Origin of the sequence: Pontibacillus yanchengensis (assembly GCF_009856295.1) — a bacterium.
In the GTDB taxonomy this organism is placed as follows: Bacteria; Bacillota; Bacilli; order Bacillales; family BH030062; genus Pontibacillus; species Pontibacillus yanchengensis_A.
Map to the genome: position 1 here is coordinate 470,105 of NZ_WMEU01000001.1, position 22,361 is coordinate 492,465.

General features: G+C 37.1%; 23 protein-coding genes. 10 read left to right on the forward strand and 13 right to left on the reverse strand.

Features of this window, described 5'->3' with window-relative positions:
* The first annotated feature begins 167 nt into the window (after positions 1 to 167).
* Positions 168 to 371, forward strand: a complete 204-nt coding sequence (locus GLW08_RS02270; RefSeq protein ID WP_160846959.1) for a YlaI family protein — start codon at positions 168 to 170, stop codon at positions 369 to 371.
* Positions 372 to 433: 62 nt separating this feature from the next.
* Here the strand turns inward: GLW08_RS02270 and GLW08_RS02275 are convergent, their stop codons facing one another.
* Positions 434 to 718 carry a hypothetical protein gene (locus tag GLW08_RS02275; protein ID WP_160846960.1) on the reverse strand — a complete coding sequence of 95 codons (285 nt, stop codon included), beginning with the start codon at positions 716 to 718 and terminating at the stop codon, positions 434 to 436.
* A gap of 11 nt (positions 719 to 729) precedes the next feature.
* On the reverse strand, positions 730 to 1,104 hold the full coding sequence (locus GLW08_RS02280) for a YlaH-like family protein (protein WP_237458257.1): 375 nt from the start codon (positions 1,102 to 1,104) through the stop codon (positions 730 to 732).
* 151 nt (positions 1,105 to 1,255) lie between these two features.
* Here GLW08_RS02280 and GLW08_RS02285 point away from each other — a divergent pair, with 151 nt between their 5' ends.
* Entirely contained in the window at positions 1,256 to 1,441 is a 186-nt protein-coding gene (locus tag GLW08_RS02285; RefSeq protein WP_160846961.1) for a DUF5325 family protein, read from the forward strand.
* A gap of 238 nt (positions 1,442 to 1,679) precedes the next feature.
* On the opposite strand, the gene GLW08_RS02290 is transcribed toward GLW08_RS02285, so the two are convergent.
* Both GLW08_RS02290 and GLW08_RS02295 read right to left on the reverse strand, forming a co-directional pair.
* Positions 1,680 to 2,486, reverse strand: coding sequence for an inositol monophosphatase family protein (locus GLW08_RS02290; RefSeq protein ID WP_160846962.1), 807 nt, complete (start codon positions 2,484 to 2,486; stop codon positions 1,680 to 1,682).
* Between the two features lie 236 nt (positions 2,487 to 2,722).
* A complete protein-coding gene (locus GLW08_RS02295; protein WP_160846963.1) occupies positions 2,723 to 2,911 on the reverse strand; it encodes a hypothetical protein in 189 nt (62 codons plus the stop codon).
* A gap of 240 nt (positions 2,912 to 3,151) precedes the next feature.
* Between GLW08_RS02295 and GLW08_RS02300 the strand changes: the two genes are divergently transcribed.
* Complete coding sequence (locus GLW08_RS02300) at positions 3,152 to 3,787, forward strand: YktB family protein (protein WP_160846964.1); 636 nt, start codon at positions 3,152 to 3,154, stop codon at positions 3,785 to 3,787.
* A 158-nt stretch (positions 3,788 to 3,945) separates the two neighbouring features.
* Positions 3,946 to 5,775 (forward strand): translational GTPase TypA, encoded by a 1,830-nt coding sequence (gene typA / locus GLW08_RS02305; protein ID WP_160846965.1) that lies wholly within the window; start codon positions 3,946 to 3,948, stop codon positions 5,773 to 5,775.
* A gap of 60 nt (positions 5,776 to 5,835) precedes the next feature.
* Here typA and GLW08_RS02310 read toward each other — a convergent pair whose 3' ends face one another.
* Together GLW08_RS02310 and GLW08_RS02315 are read right to left on the reverse strand one after the other, a co-directional pair.
* Positions 5,836 to 6,120, reverse strand: coding sequence for a UPF0223 family protein (locus GLW08_RS02310; protein WP_160846966.1), 285 nt, complete (start codon positions 6,118 to 6,120; stop codon positions 5,836 to 5,838).
* 17 nt (positions 6,121 to 6,137) lie between these two features.
* Positions 6,138 to 7,094: an NAD(P)H-dependent flavin oxidoreductase gene (locus tag GLW08_RS02315; RefSeq protein ID WP_160846967.1), complete on the reverse strand. Its 957-nt coding sequence runs from the start codon at positions 7,092 to 7,094 to the stop codon at positions 6,138 to 6,140.
* Between the two features lie 220 nt (positions 7,095 to 7,314).
* On the opposite strand from GLW08_RS02315, the gene GLW08_RS02320 reads away from it, so the two are divergent.
* Entirely contained in the window at positions 7,315 to 8,787 is a 1,473-nt protein-coding gene (locus GLW08_RS02320; RefSeq protein ID WP_160846968.1) for an aminotransferase class I/II-fold pyridoxal phosphate-dependent enzyme, read from the forward strand.
* Positions 8,788 to 9,664: 877 nt separating this feature from the next.
* Here the strand turns inward: GLW08_RS02320 and GLW08_RS02325 are convergent.
* Positions 9,665 to 9,778, reverse strand: a complete 114-nt coding sequence (locus tag GLW08_RS02325) for a GapA-binding peptide SR1P (RefSeq protein ID WP_160846969.1) — start codon at positions 9,776 to 9,778, stop codon at positions 9,665 to 9,667.
* A gap of 207 nt (positions 9,779 to 9,985) precedes the next feature.
* Here GLW08_RS02325 and GLW08_RS02330 point away from each other — a divergent pair, with 207 nt between their 5' ends.
* Positions 9,986 to 10,411: a DUF1885 family protein gene (locus tag GLW08_RS02330; protein ID WP_160846970.1), complete on the forward strand. Its 426-nt coding sequence runs from the start codon at positions 9,986 to 9,988 to the stop codon at positions 10,409 to 10,411.
* A 79-nt stretch (positions 10,412 to 10,490) separates the two neighbouring features.
* On the opposite strand, the gene GLW08_RS02335 is transcribed toward GLW08_RS02330, so the two are convergent.
* A complete protein-coding gene (locus GLW08_RS02335; RefSeq protein WP_160846971.1) occupies positions 10,491 to 11,411 on the reverse strand; it encodes a polysaccharide deacetylase family protein in 921 nt (306 codons plus the stop codon).
* Between the two features lie 159 nt (positions 11,412 to 11,570).
* Between GLW08_RS02335 and GLW08_RS02340 the strand changes: the two genes are divergently transcribed.
* The 3 genes from GLW08_RS02340 to GLW08_RS02350 all read left to right on the forward strand — a co-directional run bounded on the left by GLW08_RS02340 (position 11,571) and on the right by GLW08_RS02350 (position 15,142).
* On the forward strand, positions 11,571 to 12,641 hold the full coding sequence (locus GLW08_RS02340) for an FUSC family protein (protein WP_337193881.1): 1,071 nt from the start codon (positions 11,571 to 11,573) through the stop codon (positions 12,639 to 12,641).
* An 85-nt stretch (positions 12,642 to 12,726) separates the two neighbouring features.
* Positions 12,727 to 14,274 (forward strand): glycine betaine uptake BCCT transporter, encoded by a 1,548-nt coding sequence (locus GLW08_RS02345; RefSeq protein ID WP_160846972.1) that lies wholly within the window; start codon positions 12,727 to 12,729, stop codon positions 14,272 to 14,274.
* Positions 14,275 to 14,758: 484 nt separating this feature from the next.
* Positions 14,759 to 15,142: a hypothetical protein gene (locus GLW08_RS02350; RefSeq protein ID WP_160846973.1), complete on the forward strand. Its 384-nt coding sequence runs from the start codon at positions 14,759 to 14,761 to the stop codon at positions 15,140 to 15,142.
* A 102-nt stretch (positions 15,143 to 15,244) separates the two neighbouring features.
* Here GLW08_RS02350 and lpdA read toward each other — a convergent pair whose 3' ends face one another.
* The 5 genes from lpdA to GLW08_RS02375 all read right to left on the reverse strand — a co-directional run bounded on the left by lpdA (position 15,245) and on the right by GLW08_RS02375 (position 21,387).
* On the reverse strand, positions 15,245 to 16,651 hold the full coding sequence (lpdA, locus tag GLW08_RS02355; RefSeq protein ID WP_160846974.1) for a dihydrolipoyl dehydrogenase: 1,407 nt from the start codon (positions 16,649 to 16,651) through the stop codon (positions 15,245 to 15,247).
* Positions 16,652 to 16,655: 4 nt separating this feature from the next.
* Entirely contained in the window at positions 16,656 to 17,969 is a 1,314-nt protein-coding gene (locus GLW08_RS02360) for a 2-oxo acid dehydrogenase subunit E2 (RefSeq protein WP_160846975.1), read from the reverse strand.
* 27 nt (positions 17,970 to 17,996) lie between these two features.
* Complete coding sequence (locus tag GLW08_RS02365) at positions 17,997 to 18,974, reverse strand: alpha-ketoacid dehydrogenase subunit beta (RefSeq protein WP_160846976.1); 978 nt, start codon at positions 18,972 to 18,974, stop codon at positions 17,997 to 17,999.
* Between the two features lie 3 nt (positions 18,975 to 18,977).
* Positions 18,978 to 20,057, reverse strand: coding sequence for a pyruvate dehydrogenase (acetyl-transferring) E1 component subunit alpha (gene pdhA / locus GLW08_RS02370; protein ID WP_160846977.1), 1,080 nt, complete (start codon positions 20,055 to 20,057; stop codon positions 18,978 to 18,980).
* Between the two features lie 577 nt (positions 20,058 to 20,634).
* A complete protein-coding gene (locus GLW08_RS02375; protein WP_237458258.1) occupies positions 20,635 to 21,387 on the reverse strand; it encodes a YkyA family protein in 753 nt (250 codons plus the stop codon).
* Positions 21,388 to 21,738: 351 nt separating this feature from the next.
* Between GLW08_RS02375 and def the strand changes: the two genes are divergently transcribed.
* A complete protein-coding gene (def, locus tag GLW08_RS02380) occupies positions 21,739 to 22,293 on the forward strand; it encodes a peptide deformylase (protein WP_160846978.1) in 555 nt (184 codons plus the stop codon).
* Positions 22,294 to 22,361: the final 68 nt, after the last annotated feature.

Sequence of the window (22,361 nt, forward strand, 5' to 3'; positions counted from 1 at the left end):
CTCCCTCCTAAAAATAGAAAAATCAAATCGATTATACATGGACTATCTGTCTTGTTACTAAGAAATCATTCTACACTTAACTTATGGATGTAGTGAAAGAAACATTCGAAGGCAGTCCATAAACATGTTACAATATATAGGCAAAGGTACAAATTGAGGTGAGAAATATGCGAGTAAAATGTGTTTTGTGCGATTCTGTCGAAAAAATCGATAGCAATTGCTTGCAAGCGAAACGAATGAGAAACAGACGAATTCATACCTTTATGTGCTCAACTTGCCATGATCGAATTGAAGAAAAGACGAATGCTCGGAAATCTACAGGTAATTTCAAATTGTATCGTGAACCTGTAAAAGAACAGCATCTATCTTAATATTTGATACAAAAATGCTATTGATTTTATAAAAAGGGAGACTCTTTAAAATGAGTCTCCCTTTATTCATAGTTTGGAAATTTATGAGGTTCTTCTTGGATAGTGTCATTCATGCAATCAATTAATTCTATTGGGAAACGAAACTCTCTAGCTCCAGTTATAGTCTGGCAATGAACAAGATACATTTCTTCTTTCTTTGACACTTGCATTTCGTTAATCTGATACTTTTCTTCAAGCATTTCCTCAAAGAAATCCCTAGTCTCTTGGGCCGCTTTATCTTCAGGCCTTTTACTTGCAACCGTCTGAATTGATAGCCAATTATAAACCATATCTTGCATGGAATGCATCCACATACCCCCTATTCACTTTGTGGGCGATCTTTACGCTCCCGATGTAACCGAAACCTATATATACCTAATACGACAGATGAAATAAGTAATCCTTCTGCAATTGGTAAAGATAAACCAAAGAATGTAAGTATCATGCAGCCTACGGCAAGAACTACATAAACTATAGCAGATTTTAGTATAGGTAGCTGCTTAGCAAAGCCTAACTTATAGGTAAGAATAGATAAAAACAGTATAATCAGATAGAGAAATATAACCCCTCTGATTGCTATAGCCACTTCACTATCATTATTTAAATTTAATTCATCACCTAGTCCATTAAATAATAGTTTCGCAAAAAATGATAAATCATTCGGTACTTGAATCATATCCTCTGTTTGATTCATTGGTGTTCCTCCTAATTCTCCAACATCAAATCTCTTTTTAATGATACTAAATCTCTCTTCTTCCTGCTACCCTTATATTAGTGACATTTTTCAAATCCAATAAAATACTGTAAACTTAAATGCAAAACATCTTAGACGAGGTGAGATACATATGAAAAAAATTAACGTACCATTCCTACTATTAGCCCTTTTAGCCGTTTTTTGTTTTATGCTCGTAGGAGTAGCAATTGGTTATCGTTCTGTAATAGGGTCTATATTTTTTCTATTACTTGGTTTTAGTGTAATGGGATATGGTTTTACCATTAAGCGAAAACAAAGACTTTCACAACAATCATAGGTTATGGAAGCTTCAATAGATGTAAACGCCTTTCACGTTACATTAAACTGACCTATGAAACTCTACCACAAAAAGCAAAATGACTCTTTAAAACCCATGATAGAAAGCAATCATGGGTTTCGTTAATGTCTCCTCTATTTGCTAAGAAGGAATTTGATGAAGGCTGCTGCAACAGTAGCGCAAATCGGGTTAGCGCCATGTGTGCTATTTCTATTTACAGGTTCGTTTGAACTATTCTTTACGATTTCAACTCAATATGTTCATCAATAATTTCTTGATGTATGGCTGAATTACAGGTAATGATTGAGTTTTTATCAAGAAGTGTAATAGGTTCTCCGTCTGCTTGAGTTGTTATACCTCCTACCTCTTGAACCAAAATTACGCCTGCAGCTATATCCCAAGGAGAAAGTTGCATCGTGACATAAGCATCTACAATCCCTTCTGCAACAAAAGCGAACTCTAATGCTGCAGAACCATAGGATCTCGTCCCTCTTGCTTTTCTTATTAATGATTGCAATCCTTCTTTATGAACTAGCTTATTATCGATGGACCAGAAATGATTTAATCCAATAATTGATTGTTCTAACTTTCTGTCTTCAGGTAACAAAGGTAGCTTTGAATCGTTTTTATAAGCACCCTCCCCGCGCTTAGCATGATATAGACAGTCTTTCATCACATCATAAATCAGACCAATTTCTCCAACCCCATCCTGATAGATACCTACTGAAATAGCAAAATGTTGCTTCTGGTGAACAAAATTCATCGTTCCATCTATAGGATCTACAATCCATACAGTCCCTTGAACATGATCAATATCATCTCCAAAACCTTCTTCTCCTAATACTTGATGATCAGGATATTGGTCCCGTACTCGCTCAATAAAAAATCGCTCTGTCTCTTGATCTAATTCTGTAACCAGGTCATTAGGACTCGATTTCGTTTCAATTACAATCGGTTTGTCCATCTTAGCTCGGATACGTTCCCCCGCTTCAAGTACCCAGCTTTTAGCTTGTTGGTATATTTGCTGCTTTTCCTGATCATTCATACAATAGTGCTCCTTTTATTCAAGATTAACGTTTTGTTCTTTAGAAAAAGACATATCTGATGAAACCATCTTAACTTCTATAGAACTCTTATTAAGTAAACTTTTCCATATTAAATACAATAGTGTAAGTGTATCAGACATTAGAATTAAGTTCACTTCGACCTACTTATAGGTTTCGCATATGAAAGTATATTAAACATAGAAAAGAACGAGCATGATTGCTCGTTCTTGGACACTTATTGTTGTAATGTAATCCATTCTAAACGTAGTGCTTCTAATTTATCTTTCGTTATGTTCATTTTTTCTTGATCATCTTGTTCCATCGCCTCATGTAGATTCATTAGTTCATAATCAATTTCCATCTTCAGGACTGGCATGCGCTCCATTACCTTTCTTTCATTTAATGCATCCATGACACGCTTCATTTTGTCACTCCCTTTTAGAGCTTTGTAGTAATATATGTTAGAAGCAAATAACCTGACAAATGTTTTATTACTTTTATTTATCCAAATCCCTCTATATTCAAACCTATCCATGAAAATTGGGTATTCTCCTAGAAATGTGTTAAAATTTGATAGCTACCCAAAACAATAAAAAAACGTACGTCAAAATATAACGATAACCTGTAATTATTTTCGTACTGATCACAGAAAGGAGTTTTGATAATGAATCATTTCCCTGGCTTTACTCAAAAGGATTTTGATGTGTTTACCATTTCAGGACTCGAGGAACGAATGGAAGCCCTAAAGTCGAATGTATCACCAAAACTAGAATTTGCTGCTCAAGAATTAGCTCCATACCTTACATCTATTACTGGTGATGAAATGTTTGTACATGTGGCCAAGCACGCTCGTAGAACAACGAACCCTCCAAATGATACATGGGCTGCTTTAGCCAATAGTAAAAAAGGCTATAAGAAATTACCACATTTTCAGATAGGCTTATGGGAAAGTCATGTATTTATCTGGTTTGCAGTTATCTATGAAAGTCCGATAAAACAAGATTTTGCTAAAGTGCTTAAACAAAATCTTAAACAAGTTCGTGATTATATTCCAGCTGATTATGTTTGGTCCAAAGACCATACTAAACCTGAAGCTATTCCTAACAAGGATCTGTCAGATGAAGAATTCGAAGGACTTGTAGATCGTTTACAAAACGTCAAAAAAGCAGAATTGTTATGCGGAGTTCACATTGATCGTCACGATGTGGTTCTTCAAGATCACGATGCGTTTATTGAAAAATGTGAAGAGATATTTCATAAGCTGGAATACTTGTATCGTCTAACAAAAGAAATTGAGTAAACCAGATAATTAACTAATTTATAAAATCGATGTTTGATTAAAGTTTTGTAAATTTGTTAGGGTTAAATAGGCAAACAACGTACTAGAGGTATGATGTATGTTATAATATTTAAGTTCAACGAGAACGCCATTTGAATTGATAGAGGAGAGTATATCAAATGAACGTAAGACAAGATCTACGAAACATTGCAATTATCGCGCACGTTGACCACGGGAAAACAACTTTAGTCGACCAGATGCTACGCCACTCTGGAACATTCCGTGACAATGAAAACGTAGATGATCGCGCAATGGATTCCAACGACTTAGAAAAAGAACGTGGTATTACCATTTTAGCTAAAAATACAGCAATCAATTACAACGATACCCGAGTGAACATCTTAGATACACCTGGTCACGCGGACTTCGGCGGTGAAGTTGAACGTATTTTGAAAATGGTTGATGGCGTTATGTTAGTAGTAGACGCATATGAAGGCTGTATGCCTCAAACGCGTTTCGTGTTGAAAAAAGCACTAGAACAGAAACTAACTCCTGTTGTTTGTTTAAATAAAATCGATCGCCCAAATGCCCGCCCTGAAGAAGTGGTCGATGAAGTATTAGATTTATTTATTGAACTAGGTGCTGACGAAGACCAGTTAGAATTCCCTGTTGTTTATGCTTCCGCATTACAAGGAACTTCAGGCTATGAAGCTGATGAGCAAAATGAAACAATGGATCCAATTTTCAACACAATCCTTGATTCCATCCCAGCTCCAGTTGATAACACGGAAGACCCATTACAATTCCAAATTACGTTATTAGATTACAACGAATTCCTAGGCCGTATCGGTGTTGGACGTGTTTTCCGAGGTGGTATGAAAGTCGGCCAACAAGTTGCTCTTATGAAGAAAGATGGATCGGTTCAAAACTTCCGTATTACTAAATTATTTGGTTTTATCGGACTTAAACGAATTGAAATTGAAGAAGCAAAAGCTGGAGATATCGTAGCCATTTCAGGTATTGAAGGTATTAACGTAGGTGAAACAGTTGCAGATGTGAATAATCAAGAAGCTCTTGAGATTCCTCGAATTGATGAACCTACCCTACAAATGACGTTCCTAACAAACAACAGCCCATTTGCAGGTAAAGAGGGTGAATTCATTACAGCACGTAAGATTGAAGAACGTCTTCGTACGCAATTAGAGACAGACGTAAGCTTACGTGTAGAAGAAACAGAATCACCTGATAAATGGGTTGTAAGCGGACGTGGTGAACTTCACCTTTCCATCCTTATTGAAAACATGCGCCGTGAAGGTTATGAACTACAGCTTTCTAAGCCACAGGTTATCATTAAAGAAATTGATGGAGTAAAACATGAGCCGATGGAGCATGTACAAGTAGACGTTCCAGAAGATTACACTGGAACTGTCATGGAATCATTAGGCTATCGTAAAGGTGAAATGCTTGATATGATTAACCAAGGAAACGGACAAGTACGTATCGAATTCAAAGTACCTTCTCGTGGTTTGATTGGTTATTCTACTGAATTCATGTCCCAAACACGCGGTTACGGAATTATCAACCACACATTTAGTGGTTATGAACCTCTACTAGGTGGTACTGTTGGCGGACGTCGTCAAGGTGTTCTTGTTGCTCTTGAGAATGGTAAAGCTACCACATATGGCATCATGCAACTTGAAGACCGAGGCACTATTTTCGTAGAACCAACTACAGAAGTTTATGCTGGTATGATTGTTGGTGAACACAACCGTGATAATGACTTAACAGTAAATATCACGAAAGAAAAACACTTAACAAACGTTCGTTCTGCCAATAAGGACACAACCAATTCCATTAAAAGTACTCGTAAATTAACTCTAGAAGAAGCACTTCAATATCTAGATGATGATGAGTTTTGCGAAGTCACCCCTCAAAACGTTCGTTTACGTAAAAAGATTCTTAATAAAAACGAACGTGAGAAAGCAGATAAAGTAAAAAACGGTAAATAGTAAATAATAGATAACCTCATAAAAAATGCGCCTTTTAATAGGCGCATTTTTTTCTTATCATTAAACTTTTATTACCTCATTTGAATCAGTATTTCGAGCTTCTTTCACTATTTGATATAAGGAATAACCTGATTCTTTTTCGAACTGTGAGCCAAGTTTCTTCTCTTCACTTTTTGAAGGGACAACTTGCTTGAATTTTGTATAAGCCTGCATTAAATCATATTGTTTAACACCTTTCTCATAGGCTTGTTCAACAAGCTTATAAAAATTAACAACATCAATGATCTCGTCTGTACTCCAATGCTCTGTATCTAACGGATAATTGTATGCATTCTCTTCACTCATACCTCTTACTCCTTTCATTACGACCATGTTTCGCGAATACAATCCGCTTCTTTTATCATTCGATTCATTAATTCCTTAACAGAAGGGATATCATCAATTCTTCCCGTGATTTGACCAGCCCAACCAAAACCTTTTTGATTATCACCTTCGTAGATATAACGTTGGTTGGCTTCCCCACTAATAAATGATTTTAACACTTCAAACCCTGGCTCGTCCTGTTCCAGTTTCAAAATTTCTTCGGTCCAATTATTTTTTAACGCTCGAGCTGGCGTTCCTAAAGATCGTTTTATAATGACAGTTGAGGTCTCATCCCCCTCAATAAGGTCCTGCTTATAGGACGCATGTGCATGAATACACTCTTTCGTAGCAATAAAACGAGTTCCCATCTCAACACCTTCTGCCCCTAAAGCAAGTGCAGCCATGAATCCTCTTCCATCTCCGACGCCACCTGAGGCTATTGCAGGTATTTGGATACTGTCTACCACTTGAGGAGTAAGCACAAAAGTCCCAATATCACTTCTTCCTAAATGCCCACCACCTTCATGACCGACAACCATAACAGCATCTGCACCTAACTCTTCAGCCTTCACAGCCTGCCGTTTAGCGGCTACAAGAACTAGCTTTTTTATTGGGGAATTTTTCACCATATCCAATACTGGCTTTGGGTTTCCACCTGTAACGGAGATAACTGGCACTTTTTCATCTATAGCAACCTGGACCATATCAGCAAAAGGTCTCCCATGTTGGCCAATGGCAAAATTCACACCAAAGGGTTCGCTAGTTTTTTGCTGAACTTTATGTATTTCTGCTCTCAAAGCTTCAGGATCTTGTAAACTCATCGCTGTTATTTGCCCTAGACCACCAGCATTTGATACAGAAGCAGCTAAATCAGCATAAGCTAAATAAGCCAATCCACCCTGGATAATTGGATATGTGATTCCCAACAACTCAGTAACCCTCGTTTTATACTCCAAATTTCCTTCCTCCCTTTGTAAAATAATCCACTATATTACTAGTATCGTAACAGAAAACACTTCCACAATATAGTAGCTAGTCATCTTCCCTGCTTTTTGCTATAATTTGTTTTTAAGCAAAAAGCAATATAGGGAAACCCATTTTTCACTCCTTATCCTTAATTAACAATATACGTTTCTAAATATAAACGTTCATTCTAATACATAAGAGGTGTTGTCATTGTCACAACAACATACCCCGTTATTTACTGGGCTTGTAGAACATGCAAAACGCAATCCAATCCAATTCCATATACCTGGTCATAAAAAAGGTGTTGGCATGGATGAGGCATTTCGAGACTTTATTGGTGAACATGCACTAGCCATAGACTTAATCAATATTAGCCCTTTAGATGATCTTCATCACCCTCACGGAATGATTAAAGAAGCCCAACAGTTAGCTGCGGAGGCTTTTGGGGCAGATTATACATTCTTCTCCGTTCAAGGTACTAGCGGAGCCATCATGACCATGATTATGTCTGTATGTAAGCCAGGAGATAAACTTATCGTACCGAGAAACGTTCATAAATCTGTGACTTCCGCTATTATTTTTTCTGGGGCGACCCCCATTTTCATTCACCCTGAATTAGACGAACAACTAGGAATTTCTCACGGCATAACTCCTGAAGCTGTAGAAAAAGCATTAGCAGTTCATCCTGATGCTAAAGGGGTATTTGTAATTAATCCTACCTATTTTGGTATTGCTGCTGATTTGCAAAAAATCGTTACAATCGCTCATGAGTATGATGTTCCTGTACTTGTAGATGAAGCACATGGAGTTCATATTCACTTTCATGACAGTCTCCCACTTTCAGCGATGCAAGCAGGAGCAGATATGGCCGCTACTAGTGTTCATAAATTAGGTGGGTCTTTGACACAAAGCTCTGTATTAAACATCAAACAAGGTTTGGTTTCTCACGAGAGAGTACAATCTGTGTTATCGATGTTAACAACAACATCGACCTCCTATATTCTACTAGCTTCACTTGATGCAGCCAGGAAACACTTGGCTACTAAAGGGACAGCATTAATGGAACAAACAATACGGCTTGCAGAACATACCAGAAGAGCCATTAATGAAATTCCTTCCCTGTTCTGTGTGGGAGGGGAAATCATAGGGAGTAAAGCAACTTTTGACTACGATCCTACTAAACTAATTATTTCGGTAAACCAATTGGGCATAACAGGCTACGATGTAGAAGTATGGTTACGGGAACACTACAATATCGAAGTGGAACTCTCTGACTTGTATAATATTCTATGCATCATTACACCAGGCGACTCAGAGGTGGAGACACAAATCCTTATTGATGCACTTCGTAGGCTTTCTGATAACTTCCAAACAAAGAACCAGACAAATACACCTATACCCGTAAAAGTGCCTGATATACCATTACTAGCCCTCTCCCCAAGAGATGCGTTTTATGCTGATACAGAAACAATACCACTTATTGAAGCTGCGGGCAGAATATCTGCAGAATTCGTAATGGTCTACCCTCCTGGGATTCCAATCTTTTTACCAGGTGAAATAATTACAAAGGATAATATATACTACATTCATGAAAATTTGGATGCTGGATTACCTGTACAAGGACCCGAAGATGAAACACTAAAGCTTATACAAGTAATTAAAGAACGTCGCGCATTTCAGTAATATATTTAAATGAATTGAATTTTAATTAGTATTTGATCATTCCAAAGATATGGATATTAATTATTCAATTATAGAGGCATAATTTTGAAGACTTGAAGTTGAGATAAATTTGGTAATCCCGAAAGAGGGATGTTTCCGTAGATTTAGTTAGAATAAAGGTGGCCGTGGAACAACTCGCGTCCTGCCGGCGAGCTGGCAGGCCTCCTCGAGCCCAAAAATCGGGGCTCTGTGGGGTCTTGCCTAGCTCTTTCTCCGGCGGGACTCTCCTTGTTATACGGCCACCTTTGCTAGTATTGGGAGCAACGGATACATTGCGAAGTTAGAGACGTTGAGGTATTTGAATATCTTCTGACGGTTGGTTTACACCCTAGTAAGTTCTAGTATAACAATTGGTTCATAACAAAAAATTCTTTGGCAAGAAAGCCAATGGACACTTAGTTCGCTGTTTGTAAAAAATAAAGTTTTATTTGTCCACAAGTTCTACCCAAAGAGGGTTTTCACTAAAAATAAGAGCTTATATGTCCTATCGGCAGACATACAACATTTGGCCGCGGGTCCGATAGCCATTACCCTGCTGGGGGTGAATGGGAACTACGAGACTCCCGCGGGAGAAAGAGGTTGTTGAGCCCCCGAAGGGAGCAAAGCGACTGTGAAGGCTCACCAGCTCGCCCGCAGGAAAGCGAGTTGTTTCACCGTAACCCCCCTTCCACTTTTCAAGTATCGTACCCATCACCTCTTGAATATATCTCGAATCCAAGTCTTCAACATAATGGGGCTATAATGGAATATCATCCTTACAATATACTAACAAAAGAAAAGCCTGTCACTCTATATGTATGGAGTGGCAGGCTTTTCTATTTGTTTAGCATCTTTACATCTATTCTATTTCTTCGTCATTACACGTTGGACATTTACCGTAAAGAGTTGATACTTTTTCATCTTCAAAGTGATCAATAATTCCCTGACACTCCTGACATACGATTGTACCCATTGATAACTCAACTCCCTTTTTGTTATTTATAAAACGCTTTCAAAAGCTATACTCCTAGTATAATGTGACATACTAATAATTTCAACCCTCTTTTTAGTATGTCACATTATTTTTTCATGTTTTCTTTTCAGATCAATTTGTCTTATATTACATGTTTCATGTACACCTTTCATAGAATACTAGTACAAGTTGTGGAAGGGGGATTGGATGATGGCTGAAAGTGCTTATATAAACTTGGTTGAACAAAGTAAACATCAAACCATTACCTTAAAGGACCTAGCAGAAATAGTAGAGAAGTATCAAAGTGTAGCCAAAAAAACTGGAGCTCAACTGGGATGGGATTACAACTCTTCCTCCTTCCCTTATAAAGTTGAAGAAGCCCAAATTGAAAACGCTTCTTTTCTATTATTACGCGGTACTAATGAAAAATATAGCTACATTTTAATGGGTGTACAAACTATTTTATCTAATGGAGAAAATAATAATTATGTCATACAAATAACATTACTTAATGGATGTACACAAGGAGATAAAAATAAAGCTGTTGAATTTGCAAAATTTATTGCTCATCAAGTCGAAGGAGAACTAATATTATTTAACGGCCGAAAGATGTATTTTTATAAACGTAGATAACAGATAGTCTATAGAGAAGATACATTACTTATATAAAAACCTGGAACTCCACTCAGAGTCCCAGGTTTTTCAAATTATATTAAGGTGTTTTTATCTCTTCTGGGCGCACAAAGCTATACCCTTTTTCTCTTAGTCGTTTAACTATATCGTCTAACGCTTTTGCCGTCCATTCACGATCATGCATCAGTAAGTTAGCACCACTATGCAACAGGTTTGTGTTAACCATAATGTCAGCAATAGCCTCTTCTGACATGTATTCTTGATTCCAGTCGTAACCATAAGTCCAGTTCATTACTAACATATTTTCTTCTAGAGAAGTTTGAGTTGAGTAATCTGTATTAGCGCCATGAGGGGCTCTGAAGAATACTGGTCTTTCTCCAATTACTTCTTCAATCCTATCGCTTAAAGGAACAATCTGTTCTTGTTGCTCTTCCTTCGTTAGATTTCTTAGATTCTTATGATCCATCGTATGGTTCCCGATAACAAAGCCCATCTCATGTATTTTCTTAAGTGTTTCCTTTTCTTCTTCCGTATCTATAAAATGTCCGTTCACAAAAAAGATTGCTGGTGCATCAAGTCCTTTTAACGTTTTAGCCATATCGAGTGCATGTTTATCTGGCGCGTCGTCAATCGTAAGTAAAACAACCTTCTTTTCCGCATCCCCTATTGGTTTAATGTCCCAGCTCTCTGTAATTTCATATTTAGGTTCAACTGGTTCGTTACTTACTTCCTCTCCTTTTACATTGTTTTCCTTATCTTCTAAAACATTATTGTTTTCTTCCTCATTAACTTCCTCTTTGGAAGAAGATTCTTTGTTCTGACCTTTATTGTCCACCGATTCGTCTGTTTGCTGATCTGAAGATGACGAACTAGCGTTTTGTGTATCTTCTGGTGTCGTATTTCCGTCCTGATTCTCATTTGTATTACCACTTGTTGTTTGATTTTGACCACAGGCGGTTAAAACAAAGATAAGTATCAAGAGGCTGATTGTCTTTCTCATTACCTGACTCCCCCTATACTTTCCATATTGGTGTACATTTCCATTATAATAAATTCCAACTCTTACTCCTATTGTTTTTTACTAATTTTATTTATTAAAATGAATAATGAGTTATTTTGACCTAATCTATATTACAATAGAATGGACAAACTAAAAAAGGTGAGGATTATTATTAACGCTTTAAAGAAATTAAATTTATTTGGAGGGCGAACATTAAAAACAGGCGTATCTGTTTTTCTTACAGCATTTATATGTCTTTTATTTGAATTGCCTGTAATGTTTGCTGTAATTACTGCAATCGTGACTATTGAGAATACAGCAGCGGACTCCATAAAAAAAGCAATGGTTCGATTTCCCGCTTCTGCAATAGGTGCATTACTAGCAGTCTCATTTTATGGATTACTTGGGCAAAATGCGTTAACTTACGCGTTAGCAGCTATGTTAACTATTGCGGTATGTCATAAATTAAAACTTGATGATGGTATTTTAGTTGCTACCCTAACGGCCATAGCAATGATTCCAGATTTTAATTCACATTATATTGTTTCTTTTTTCATGCGACTGGGAACAACATCGGTAGGTATCATTGTATCTTCCCTAGTAAACTTCTTTTTACTTCCGCCTGATTATTCAAAAATGATTTATCAAAACATAAAAACTTTATTTGAAGAAGCTGCTGATATTTTAGAAGGATCTTTGCCAAGGTGCATGAATCAAAGTGGTGAACACGCTAGGCAAATGCAACGTGCATATCGTCAATTAACTTTTCAATTAGAAAAGACATATCAGCTTTCTCAATTTCAACGTGAGGAATGGAAATACCATCGCCATTCTACTAAGGAAATGAAAGCATTCCAATATGCACAAAAGAAGCTAAATATGCTTCAACAAATTGCTTATCACTTAGGGAACCTGCAATACGTTCAACTAAAAGAAAATGCATTTACAAAGGAAGAGAAAAAATTAATAAATAGTATCATTTCTTCTATGGCGGAAATATTAAGAACACCAAATCATGAAATGACTGACGAACACTTCCATCAAATTGAGCAATTAGATCAAGAGTTTTGGCACTGGAAGGAAGAACATATTGAACACCCAACGAAATACCGTCACCATTTCCCGCCACAAACGATAATCATTTATGAAATTTTGTGTCTTCATGATGTATTAGAAGAACTTCAAGATGTTTCAAAAGACCGCTATCAGCTCATTCAAATCCCATCTTGAGTTTGATAATACGTTTACGTATAATAGACAAAGTGGTTAAGTAATCGTAAACAATGAACGTAAACGGAAAGGAATGAATTTTTTAATGAAAAACGTAACTAAAGTATTTTTCATTTCTCTTGCCGTAGCTATCCTATTTATTGCTTGGGGTGTCATACCAGAAGACACCTTACCCCAATACAATTTAAATGCTGTGACAAGTAGAATTCAGGGATTTTTAGTTGAAAAATTTGGATGGTTTTATTTACTATCAGCCACTGGCTTTTTACTATTTGCCTTATTCTTAATCTTTTCCAAATATGGAAATATAAAATTAGGTAAAGACACAGATGAGCCAGAATACCCTTATATAACTTGGTTTGCTATGCTTTTCAGCGCTGGAATGGGGATCGGTCTAATTTTCTGGGGAGCAGCCGAACCAATCTCCCATTTTCATAACCCTCCAAATGCAGAAGCTGGTACAACAGCTGCTGCTAAAGAAGCGTTACAATATAGCTTCTTCCATTGGGGACTCCACCCATGGGGGATTTATGCAGTTATCGCCTTAGCTTTAGCATATTTTCAATTTAGGAAACAAGCTCCCGGTTTGATTAGTTCCATATTAACTCCTCTTCTAGGTGAAAAGCGGACTAGCGGTCCATTAGGAACATTTGTTGACTTTATTGCAGTATTTGCTACTATCTTTGGTGTCGCTACATCTCTAGGGTTTGGAGCAAAGCAAATATCTGGTGGAGTATCGTTCATGATTGATGGACTCGAAGATACATTCACACTGCAAATTTCCATTATATTAATTGTTACTGTCCTTTATATGGTTTCAGCACAAACAGGATTAAATAAAGGTATTAAGTACTTAAGTAATACAAATATAGTGCTTGCAATAGGATTAATGGTCTTCCTTTTATTCGCCGGACCTACAAATTTCATTATGGATCTTTTTACCACAACATTTGGTGGTTACTTGCAAAACTTACCTTCTATGAGTTTCAAGCTAAGTCCATTTGAGCAAAGCTCTTGGACTCAAGACTGGACGATTTTCTATTGGGCTTGGTGGATTGCATGGGCACCATTCGTAGGTACATTTATTGCACGTGTATCTAAAGGTCGTACAGTACGTGAGTTTATTCTTGGAGTACTATTAGTACCAACAATCTTTGGTGCATTATGGTTCTCCGTATTTGGTGGTACAGGCATGCATCAAGAGTACTTCTCAGATGCAAACCTACAACAGTTGATTTCTGACCAAGGCGCAGAAGTAGCCCTATTCAGCGTGTTAGACCAAGTACCTTTAGGTAGTATTATGTCGATTATAGCCATTCTTTTAATCACTACTTTCTTTATTACATCTGCTGACTCAGCAACCTTTGTCCTTGGAATGCAAACAACGAATGGAGACTTAAACCCTTCAAATCAAGTGAAATTCATCTGGGGATTGGTTCAGTCTTCAGCTGCTGCCATACTTTTATGGCAAGGTGGTTTACAAGCATTGCAGACAGCCGCAATTATTGCAGCATTTCCATTTACGATTATTATGATTATGATGGTGTTCTCCCTTCTTAAAGCCTTTCAAGAGGAAGCCAGACGCTATCCATTAACAAGACAAAAGCGCAAACCAAAAAAAGAAGCAGAATAGACTAACGCATTTTATAAAAGCACCAAAAAAGCTCATTCCTTTTATCAGGGTATGAGCTTTTTTGTACTTTATTTACCTAACTAATAATCCATGAAAAAAGAACATGCCCTCCTGAAACTACACCAAAACAAATAACACTATGCAAAAAAATCGATCGTTTACTAAAACTAAGACGCTTTAGATATGGAATCATTAATACAATCCATAAGATAACTAAAATTCCTTGAAAAGACCAATGATCTTTATTTGAAATGTGAATAACAAGTAAATAAAGACTCCAACTTATAATGAGTATATTATATAACAACACATACTTCATACGCCTCTCCCCTACCTTCATTGTAAGGACATGCTCTAATTCAGTATATGATGATAAGACAACAAGTATTTTTCAATTTTATAACATTTGTATAACAAGCCTAATTTTTCCGTTTATGTTTGATACAATGAGACAAACAACAATAAGTAGGTAGGTGAAGCACACATGCTAAAAGGATGGCTTCCAGTAGTATTTATATTTGTACTAATTACTGGATCCTGTTCACCCAAAGAAGCTTCTACTTTAAATGTTTATCAAATGACTCCAGATGATTATAAAGTTTTCTTTTATTCAGAACAATCGAAGCTTGAATTAGAAGAAAATTATATAGATGCACTATTAAAATTGAGATTATCCAACCCTGAGAAACTTGGAAATCTTTCCTTAAGTAAGAGTTCAATTTTCAGTACCGAAACAAACCACCCTTCCATAAAACATTATCCTGCTTTGGTAATCGAAAAAAATGGACAAACATTGGCTACTATGTCTGGACAAAAAAGGAAAAATGACATATTCACTCTGTTACAGGATACCATAACTTATGAGTAACTTTTACTTAATGAAGAAGGAGCAATGAAAAGCTCAAATAGATGTTCATTTACCCCTAAAAAAATCCCTCCCATCCTATAGGATGGGAGGGATTTTTATTCTTTACATAGAGTGTATTGGTTTACCTAATGCAACTTCAGCTGCTTCCATCGTAATCTCACCTAATGATGGGTGAGCATGGATTGTAAGAGCTAAGTCCTCTGCAGTCATACCTGATTCAATAGCCAAGCCAACTTCGGCGATCATATCACTAGCATTTGCACCGGCAATTTGACCACCAATAATTAGACCGTCCTCTTTGCGAGTAACAAGCTTCAAGAAGCCATCGTTTTCATTAAGTGAAAGCGCACGACCGTTTGCTGCAAATGGAAATTTAGCTGCATTAACATCATAACCAGCTTCTTTCGCTTCAGCTTCTGTATAGCCTACACTTGCTAATTCAGGCTCAGAGAATACTACAGCAGGAATACCATGATAATCAATTTCAGAAGCATGTCCACTAATTGCTTCCGCAGCTATCTTACCTTCATAAGAAGCTTTATGAGCAAGTGGTGGTCCAGTTACAATATCTCCAATAGCATAGATATTGTCAATGTTTGAGCGGCACTGTTTGTCAATCTTAATTAGACCTTTATCGTCTAAATCAATGCCTACCTGTTCTAGACCAAGTTCGTCAGTGTTAGGTTTACGTCCTACTGTTACAAGTACGTAATCTGCATCAACAGTGTGTGTTTCACCTTTTGCTTCATACGTTACAGTAGCCCCATTTTCACCTTCTTCTACACCTTGAGCCATTGCATTTGTCACAACATTAACATTCTTCTTCTTAAGTTTCTTCTTAACAAGCTGACGCATTTGTTTTTCGAAACCAAGTAGAATATCTTCTTGGCCTTCTAGAATTGTAACTTCTGTACCAAAGTTCGCATAGGCAGTACCTAGCTCAGTACCAATGTAGCCTCCACCAATTACTACCATTTTCTCAGGAATTTCATCTAATGCCAATGCTCCAGTAGAACTGATTACACGATCGGAATACTTGAAGTTAGGTAGCTCAATTGGACGAGAACCTGTTGCGATAATACAGTTATTAAACGTGTAAGTTTGAGAGTTCTTCTCATCCATAATACGTACGGTGTTTTTGTCAACGAAGTACACTTCACCCTTGACAATATCTACTTTATTACCTTTAAGTAGACCTTCTACACCACCTGTAAGCTTGTCAACAACTTTGCCTTTCCATTCTTGCACCTTAGAGAAATCAACTGTAACATTCTCAGATTTAATTCCCATTTCATCTGCACCATGAGCATGCTCATAGCGGTGACCAGCTTGGATTAATGCTTTTGAAGGGATACACCCAACGTTTAAGCATACACCACCAAGACTACCTTTGTCTGCAATTGCTACTTTTTGACCTTCTTGGGCAGCACGGATAGCAGCTACATAGCCGCCAGGTCCCGCACCAACTACAAGAGTGTCTAATTCAATTGGAAAATCTCCTACTACCATACGATTACGCCTCCATCATAATTAATTGTGGATCGTTCAGTAAACGTTTGATTTGGTTCATTGCATTCTGTGCTGTAGCACCGTCAATTAGACGATGGTCAAAGCTTAGTGATAAAGCAAGAACCGGAGCTACGACTACTTCTCCATCTTTAACAACAGGTTTTTCCGCAATACGACCAATTCCTAGTATAGCTACTTCAGGATGGTTGATTACAGGAGTGAACCATTGTCCACCAGCTGAACCGATGTTTGTGATAGTACAAGAAGCGCCTTTCATCTCCTCAGATGTTAGTTTACCATCACGAGCTTTTCCTGCCAATTCATTGATTTCTGAGGAAATGCCGAAAATGGATTTACGATCCGCATCTTTAACTACCGGTACTACAAGACCTTTGTCTGTATCCGCAGCAATACCAATATTGTAATAATGCTTATAAACGATTTCTTGAGCTTCATCATCAAGAGACGCGTTTAATGTTGGGTACTTCTTCAATGTAGATACAAGTGCACGAACTACATATGGAAGATACGTTAATTTAATATCTTGATCAGCAGCTACCTGCTTGAATTTCTTACGATGAGCAACAAGCTCAGTAACGTCAACTTCATCCATTAATGTTACGTGTGGAGCTGTTTGTTTAGAGTTGGACATTGCTTTAGCAATCGCCTTACGCATACCGTTCATTTTCTCACGAGTTTCAGGATATTGACCTTGTGGTGCTTCTTGCTGCTGTGCTTCTTGTGTTGTACCTTGATCAGTAGTCTCTTCTGCCTCTGTTTGAGTAGTTTCAGACTTCTGATCACCGTTGATGTAAGCTTCTACGTCTTCTTTAAGAACGCGTCCATTCTTACCAGAGCCGGATACTTTATTAATGTTTACGTCTTTTTCACGTGCAAACTTACGAACTGAAGGCATTGCAATTACACGCTCGCCAGATTCGTCTTCCTCTTCTTCAGAAGCAGATTGGTCTGAACTTTCAGTTTTAGCTTGCTCTTGTTTTTCATCCTTCTCTTTCTTCTCTTCCTTCTCTTCTTCCTTGGAAGAATCATCAGAACTTTCGCTAGTATTATCTTCATAACCAGGTGCATCAAAGGTAATGATGACAGTACCTACAGTGGTAACTTCACCTTCACCTACATGAACCTGTTTAACAGTTCCTTCAACTGGGGAAGGAATTTCAACTACTGCTTTATCGTTCTGAACTTCACAAAGGACGTCATCTTCTTTAACTTCGTCGCCATCCTTGACGAACCATTTAGCAATCTCACCTTCATGGATACCTTCACCGATATCCGGTAGCTTGAATTCATAAGCCACTTTGATTACCTCCTATCGTTGGTTGGATTAAAAGTTCATTACTTTATTAACTTTTTCAATGATACTGTTATGATTTGGCAACCAAACTTCTTCAGCTTGAGAGAATGGATAAACAGTGTCAGGTGCAGTAACACGCAGAATAGGAGCTTCAAGATGTAAAATAGCACGTTCTTGAATTTCAGATGTCACTGCAGCGGCAACGCCACCTTGTTTTTGAGCTTCTTGAATCATAACAACACGATTTGTCTTTTTAACAGATTCAATGATTGTATCATAATCAATCGGGCTAATTGTACGTAGGTCAATTACTTCGGCTTCAATTCCATCTTCAGCTAGTTGGTCAGCAGCTTTAAGTGCCTGATGAACCATTGCACCATATCCGATTAGTGTTACATCTTTACCTTCACGTTTAACATCTGCTTTATCTAATTCAACTGTATAATCTTCTTCTGGTACTTCACCACGGAAAGAACGGTAAAGCTTCATATGCTCTAAGAAGAATACAGGATCATTATTACGAATTGAAGAAAGAAGCAGACCTTTTGCATCATATGGAGTTGAAGGGACTACTACTCTGATTCCTGGCTGTTGAGTTAATAAACCTTCTAAAGAGTCAGCATGAAGTTCAGGAGTATGAACACCACCACCAAATGGAGCACGGATTGTAACTGGCATGTTATATGTGTCGCCAGAACGATAACGATAACGCGCCATTTGACCGTTAATCGCATCCATTGCTTCATAGATGAAACCAATGAATTGAATTTCAGGTACTGGGCGGAAATCCTGTAGGGCTAGACCTACAGACATCCCGATGATACCGGACTCAGCTAGTGGAGTATCGAATACACGATCTTCACCATATTCAGCTTGCAGGCCTTCTGTAGCACGGAATACGCCACCATTTTGCCCTACGTCTTCACCGAAAATTAAAACATTTTCATCGTTTTTAAGTTCGGTATGCATCGCATTAGTAATGGCTTGAATCATTGTCATTTGTGCCATGATCTACTTCGACTCCTTTTCTTCGTATTCTTCCTTTTGTTCTTTCAAGTTAGCAGGAAGTTCCTCATGCATAATGGAAATAAGGTCAGTAACCTTTTGTTTTGGCTGTTCGTCTGCTTTCTTAATTGCAGCTTTGATTTCCTCTTTTGCATTTTCAATAATTTCATTTTCTTTTTCTTCAGACCATAAGTCTTTGCTTTCAAGATACTTACGAAAACGAGTTAGGGGGTCTTTCTTTTCCCATTCGTTTTCTTCTTCTTCATTACGATAACGAGTTGGATCGTCACCAGCCATTGTATGTGGACCATAACGGTACGTAAGTGTTTCTATTAGTGAAGGACCTTCCCCATTCACAGCGCGCTCACGAGCATCTAGTGTCGCTTTATAAACAGCTAGTACATCCATTCCGTCTACTTGTACACCTTCAATACCAGCAGCTACTGCTTTTTGAGCGTTTGTTTGTGCAGCTGTTTGCTTTTCTGCTGGAACAGAGATTGCATAACGGTTGTTCTGTACAAAGAAAATAGCTGGAGCTTGATATGCACCAGCAAAGTTGATTCCTTCGTAGAAATCACCTTGAGATGCACCACCTTCACCTGTGTATGTTACGGCTACGTTTTTCTTACCGCGCTTTTTCATACCAAGTGCTACACCAGCAGCTTGGGTGTATTGCGCACCAATAATAATTTGTGGACTTACAGCATTCACTTCAGGCATTTGGTTACCATGGAAGTGACCACGGGAGAATAAGAATGCTTGATATAATGGAAGTCCGTGAAAAATAAGCTGTGGAACATCACGATATGCCGGAAGTAAGAAATCTTCCTTCTCCATAGCAAAATGGCTTCCTAATTGAGATGCTTCTTGCCCTGCAGTTGGAGCGTAGAAGCCTAAACGTCCTTGACGATTCAGCGCAATAGAACGCTGATCAAGGATACGAGTATAAACCATGCGGCGCATTAATTCTTGTAAATCTTCATCAGAAAGATCAGGCATAGCATCTTCATTAACGATTTCGCCGTCTTCGTTTAAGATTTGAAACGTTTCAAACTGATTTTCAACTTGTTCAATAGTGCGTTTCAAGTTCTTCACCTCTTCCTTTCTACCATCCTAAATTTTTAAACTAACTTTTATTAGCATTTCCAAAAAGCTAAAAAAATGTGTACCGAATTTGCTCATATTGTGTTTACCCTTATAAAAGGAATGATAATCACTACATTACCCATTTGTTAAGTATCTGTTTCATAAAACTGGCAAAATAAAATGGTACAACTTTTAACCAATTAGTAGTTTAGCTTATTCCTCTGTGACTCGTCAAACACTTTGTGTTCACTTATCAAAGTTCACAAAGACAAATGAGCAACGTTTTGGGACTTTAGCGTGTCACAAAACTGTATTAGTGTTTTTTTGAACCTGTAACAATAACACCATATATTTGTTTAAACTGCAAATGTTTTGATTGTTTTCACCTCACTGTTATCCAACTAATAAAGAAAATAACAATTGATTTTGGAGTAAAGAACCTACATGCATGTGGGTGGTTTATTGTTTCTGGTGAATTCGTAGACCTAAAGCGCGGATAAGTTGGAGCTGATTTAATCTAAGTTATACAAAAACCCTCGTTCTTGACAATGAAAAATAAACTGCCCTATAGGACAGTTTATTCTTCATTATTTGTTTGTTCCTCATTAGTGTCTTCCTGTTTGTCAGAAGAGTCTTTTTCTGAGGAGCCTTTTTCATTTTCAGAATTACTTTCTTTTTCATATTGAACTTCTAACTCAGCAGCTTCATAAAATTCTTTTTTTAGTTCATTATACTTTTTTGTGTATTTATTGAATGTAGAATTTGCTTTCATTACATCCTCGTACTTCTTATTTATTTTTTCAATTTGAGAATCTAATTTTTCCTTTTTCAATTCCTCATCTTGGAGCATCTTATATAATTCCTCATCTAATTTAATCGCTTCTTCATAAGATTTATACAATTGTTGATAGGCATCATAGCGTTTATTAAACACAACGACCATTTCATTGGCTTTTTCTTTTGCGCTTTCATTCTCTAATTCCTCAATCAAAGGCTTAACTTTTTCAAACTCTTTCTTTGCCGCTTCAATGCTCTCTTTTTCAACGCTTAACTTATTCTTACGTTGTTCTATTAAATCTAAAGCTTCGTTTGATAAATTCTTGATTTTGTCAAAGTCTTTCATGCCTAAATCAATAATTTGATCGTAAAGTTTTTTCTCCTTTTGCTCTAATTTCACCAATGGATCTTGTTGCTCCTTGAATGCATCTTCTAATGTAACCGCTTCTTCTAAATGATTATAAATTTTCTCAGCAGTAGAAGGTCCATTATTACAAGCTGATAATATAAAAACCACTGAGATAAGCACTAGCATTATTTTCCCTAAACGCAAATTCGTCTCCTCCTTACGCCAATTTCTTCACAAAATAAAAAGTATTGTTTTGCATTAGTATATGAAAAAATGATCAAAACTTGTCCATAATATCATATATTGTAAAGAAAACTTGCAAAATAGCAAGCCACATACCACAATGCACGTTAAAAGCTTGCTTGTTATTCACTTTTAATATTGTAAAAATTTATATTATAAAGTACATTATACCATCTATATAATAACTGCTTAATCATTTTTTTAGATTTATAGCTCAGGTTTATTTGTTCCGCTTATGAAAGATTCCCTTGCTCATACTATTTGTGGTAAACTAAAGATTATGAACTTTGCTAGAAAAGGATGTGTAACCTTATGCTTACAATGGATGCTATCGTTCGAGAAGGACACCCCGTTTTACGTGAGGTAGCAAATGAAGTACCTTTGCCACCTTCTGAAAAAGATCTTGCAACACTTGAAAACATGCTACAATTTATTAAAAATAGTCAAGATGAACAAATTGCAGAAGAATACAACCTACGTCCAGGTGTCGGTTTAGCAGCTCCACAAATAAATGTTTCAAAACGTATGTTGGCCGTTCATTTTGTTGATTTTGAAGATAAGCAATATAGTTATGGACTAATCAACCCTAAAATAGTCAGCCATTCTGTAGAAAAAACATATTTAACATCTGGAGAAGGATGCTTATCTGTTGATCGAGATGTACCTGGATATGTGCCACGTTACGCTCGTATCACTGTAAAAGGGACTGATTTAGACGGTAATGAAGTTAAATTACGTCTACGTGGTTTTGCAGCTATTGTTTTTCAGCATGAAATCGATCATTTAAATGGGATAATGTTTTACGACCACATTAATAAAGATAACCCATTTAAGGAACCTGAAAACGCAACTCCTGCAGATGAATAAAAATTTTTTAGTTAAAACCCTATATCCCAAGACTTCAAACCAAAAAAATCCTAGCACGGAATCTTCCG

Excerpts from the sequence above, each read along its gene's own strand:
- GLW08_RS02270 (WP_160846959.1), top strand. The coding sequence starts at position 168 with ATGCGAGTAAAATGTGTTTTGTGCGATTCTGTCGAAAAAATCGATAGC.
- GLW08_RS02275 (WP_160846960.1), bottom strand. The coding sequence starts at position 718 with ATGCATTCCATGCAAGATATGGTTTATAATTGGCTATCAATTCAGACG.
- GLW08_RS02280 (WP_237458257.1), bottom strand. The coding sequence starts at position 1,104 with ATGAATCAAACAGAGGATATGATTCAAGTACCGAATGATTTATCATTT.
- GLW08_RS02285 (WP_160846961.1), top strand. The coding sequence starts at position 1,256 with ATGAAAAAAATTAACGTACCATTCCTACTATTAGCCCTTTTAGCCGTT.
- GLW08_RS02290 (WP_160846962.1), bottom strand. The coding sequence starts at position 2,486 with ATGAATGATCAGGAAAAGCAGCAAATATACCAACAAGCTAAAAGCTGG.
- GLW08_RS02295 (WP_160846963.1), bottom strand. The coding sequence starts at position 2,911 with ATGAAGCGTGTCATGGATGCATTAAATGAAAGAAAGGTAATGGAGCGC.
- GLW08_RS02300 (WP_160846964.1), top strand. The coding sequence starts at position 3,152 with ATGAATCATTTCCCTGGCTTTACTCAAAAGGATTTTGATGTGTTTACC.
- typA (WP_160846965.1), top strand. The coding sequence starts at position 3,946 with ATGAACGTAAGACAAGATCTACGAAACATTGCAATTATCGCGCACGTT.
- GLW08_RS02310 (WP_160846966.1), bottom strand. The coding sequence starts at position 6,120 with ATGAGTGAAGAGAATGCATACAATTATCCGTTAGATACAGAGCATTGG.
- GLW08_RS02325 (WP_160846969.1), bottom strand. The coding sequence starts at position 9,778 with ATGGGTACAATCGTATGTCAGGAGTGTCAGGGAATTATTGATCACTTT.
- GLW08_RS02330 (WP_160846970.1), top strand. The coding sequence starts at position 9,986 with ATGATGGCTGAAAGTGCTTATATAAACTTGGTTGAACAAAGTAAACAT.
- GLW08_RS02335 (WP_160846971.1), bottom strand. The coding sequence starts at position 11,411 with ATGAGAAAGACAATCAGCCTCTTGATACTTATCTTTGTTTTAACCGCC.
- GLW08_RS02345 (WP_160846972.1), top strand. The coding sequence starts at position 12,727 with ATGAAAAACGTAACTAAAGTATTTTTCATTTCTCTTGCCGTAGCTATC.
- GLW08_RS02350 (WP_160846973.1), top strand. The coding sequence starts at position 14,759 with ATGCTAAAAGGATGGCTTCCAGTAGTATTTATATTTGTACTAATTACT.
- lpdA (WP_160846974.1), bottom strand. The coding sequence starts at position 16,651 with ATGGTAGTAGGAGATTTTCCAATTGAATTAGACACTCTTGTAGTTGGT.
- GLW08_RS02365 (WP_160846976.1), bottom strand. The coding sequence starts at position 18,974 with ATGGCACAAATGACAATGATTCAAGCCATTACTAATGCGATGCATACC.
- def (WP_160846978.1), top strand. The coding sequence starts at position 21,739 with ATGCTTACAATGGATGCTATCGTTCGAGAAGGACACCCCGTTTTACGT.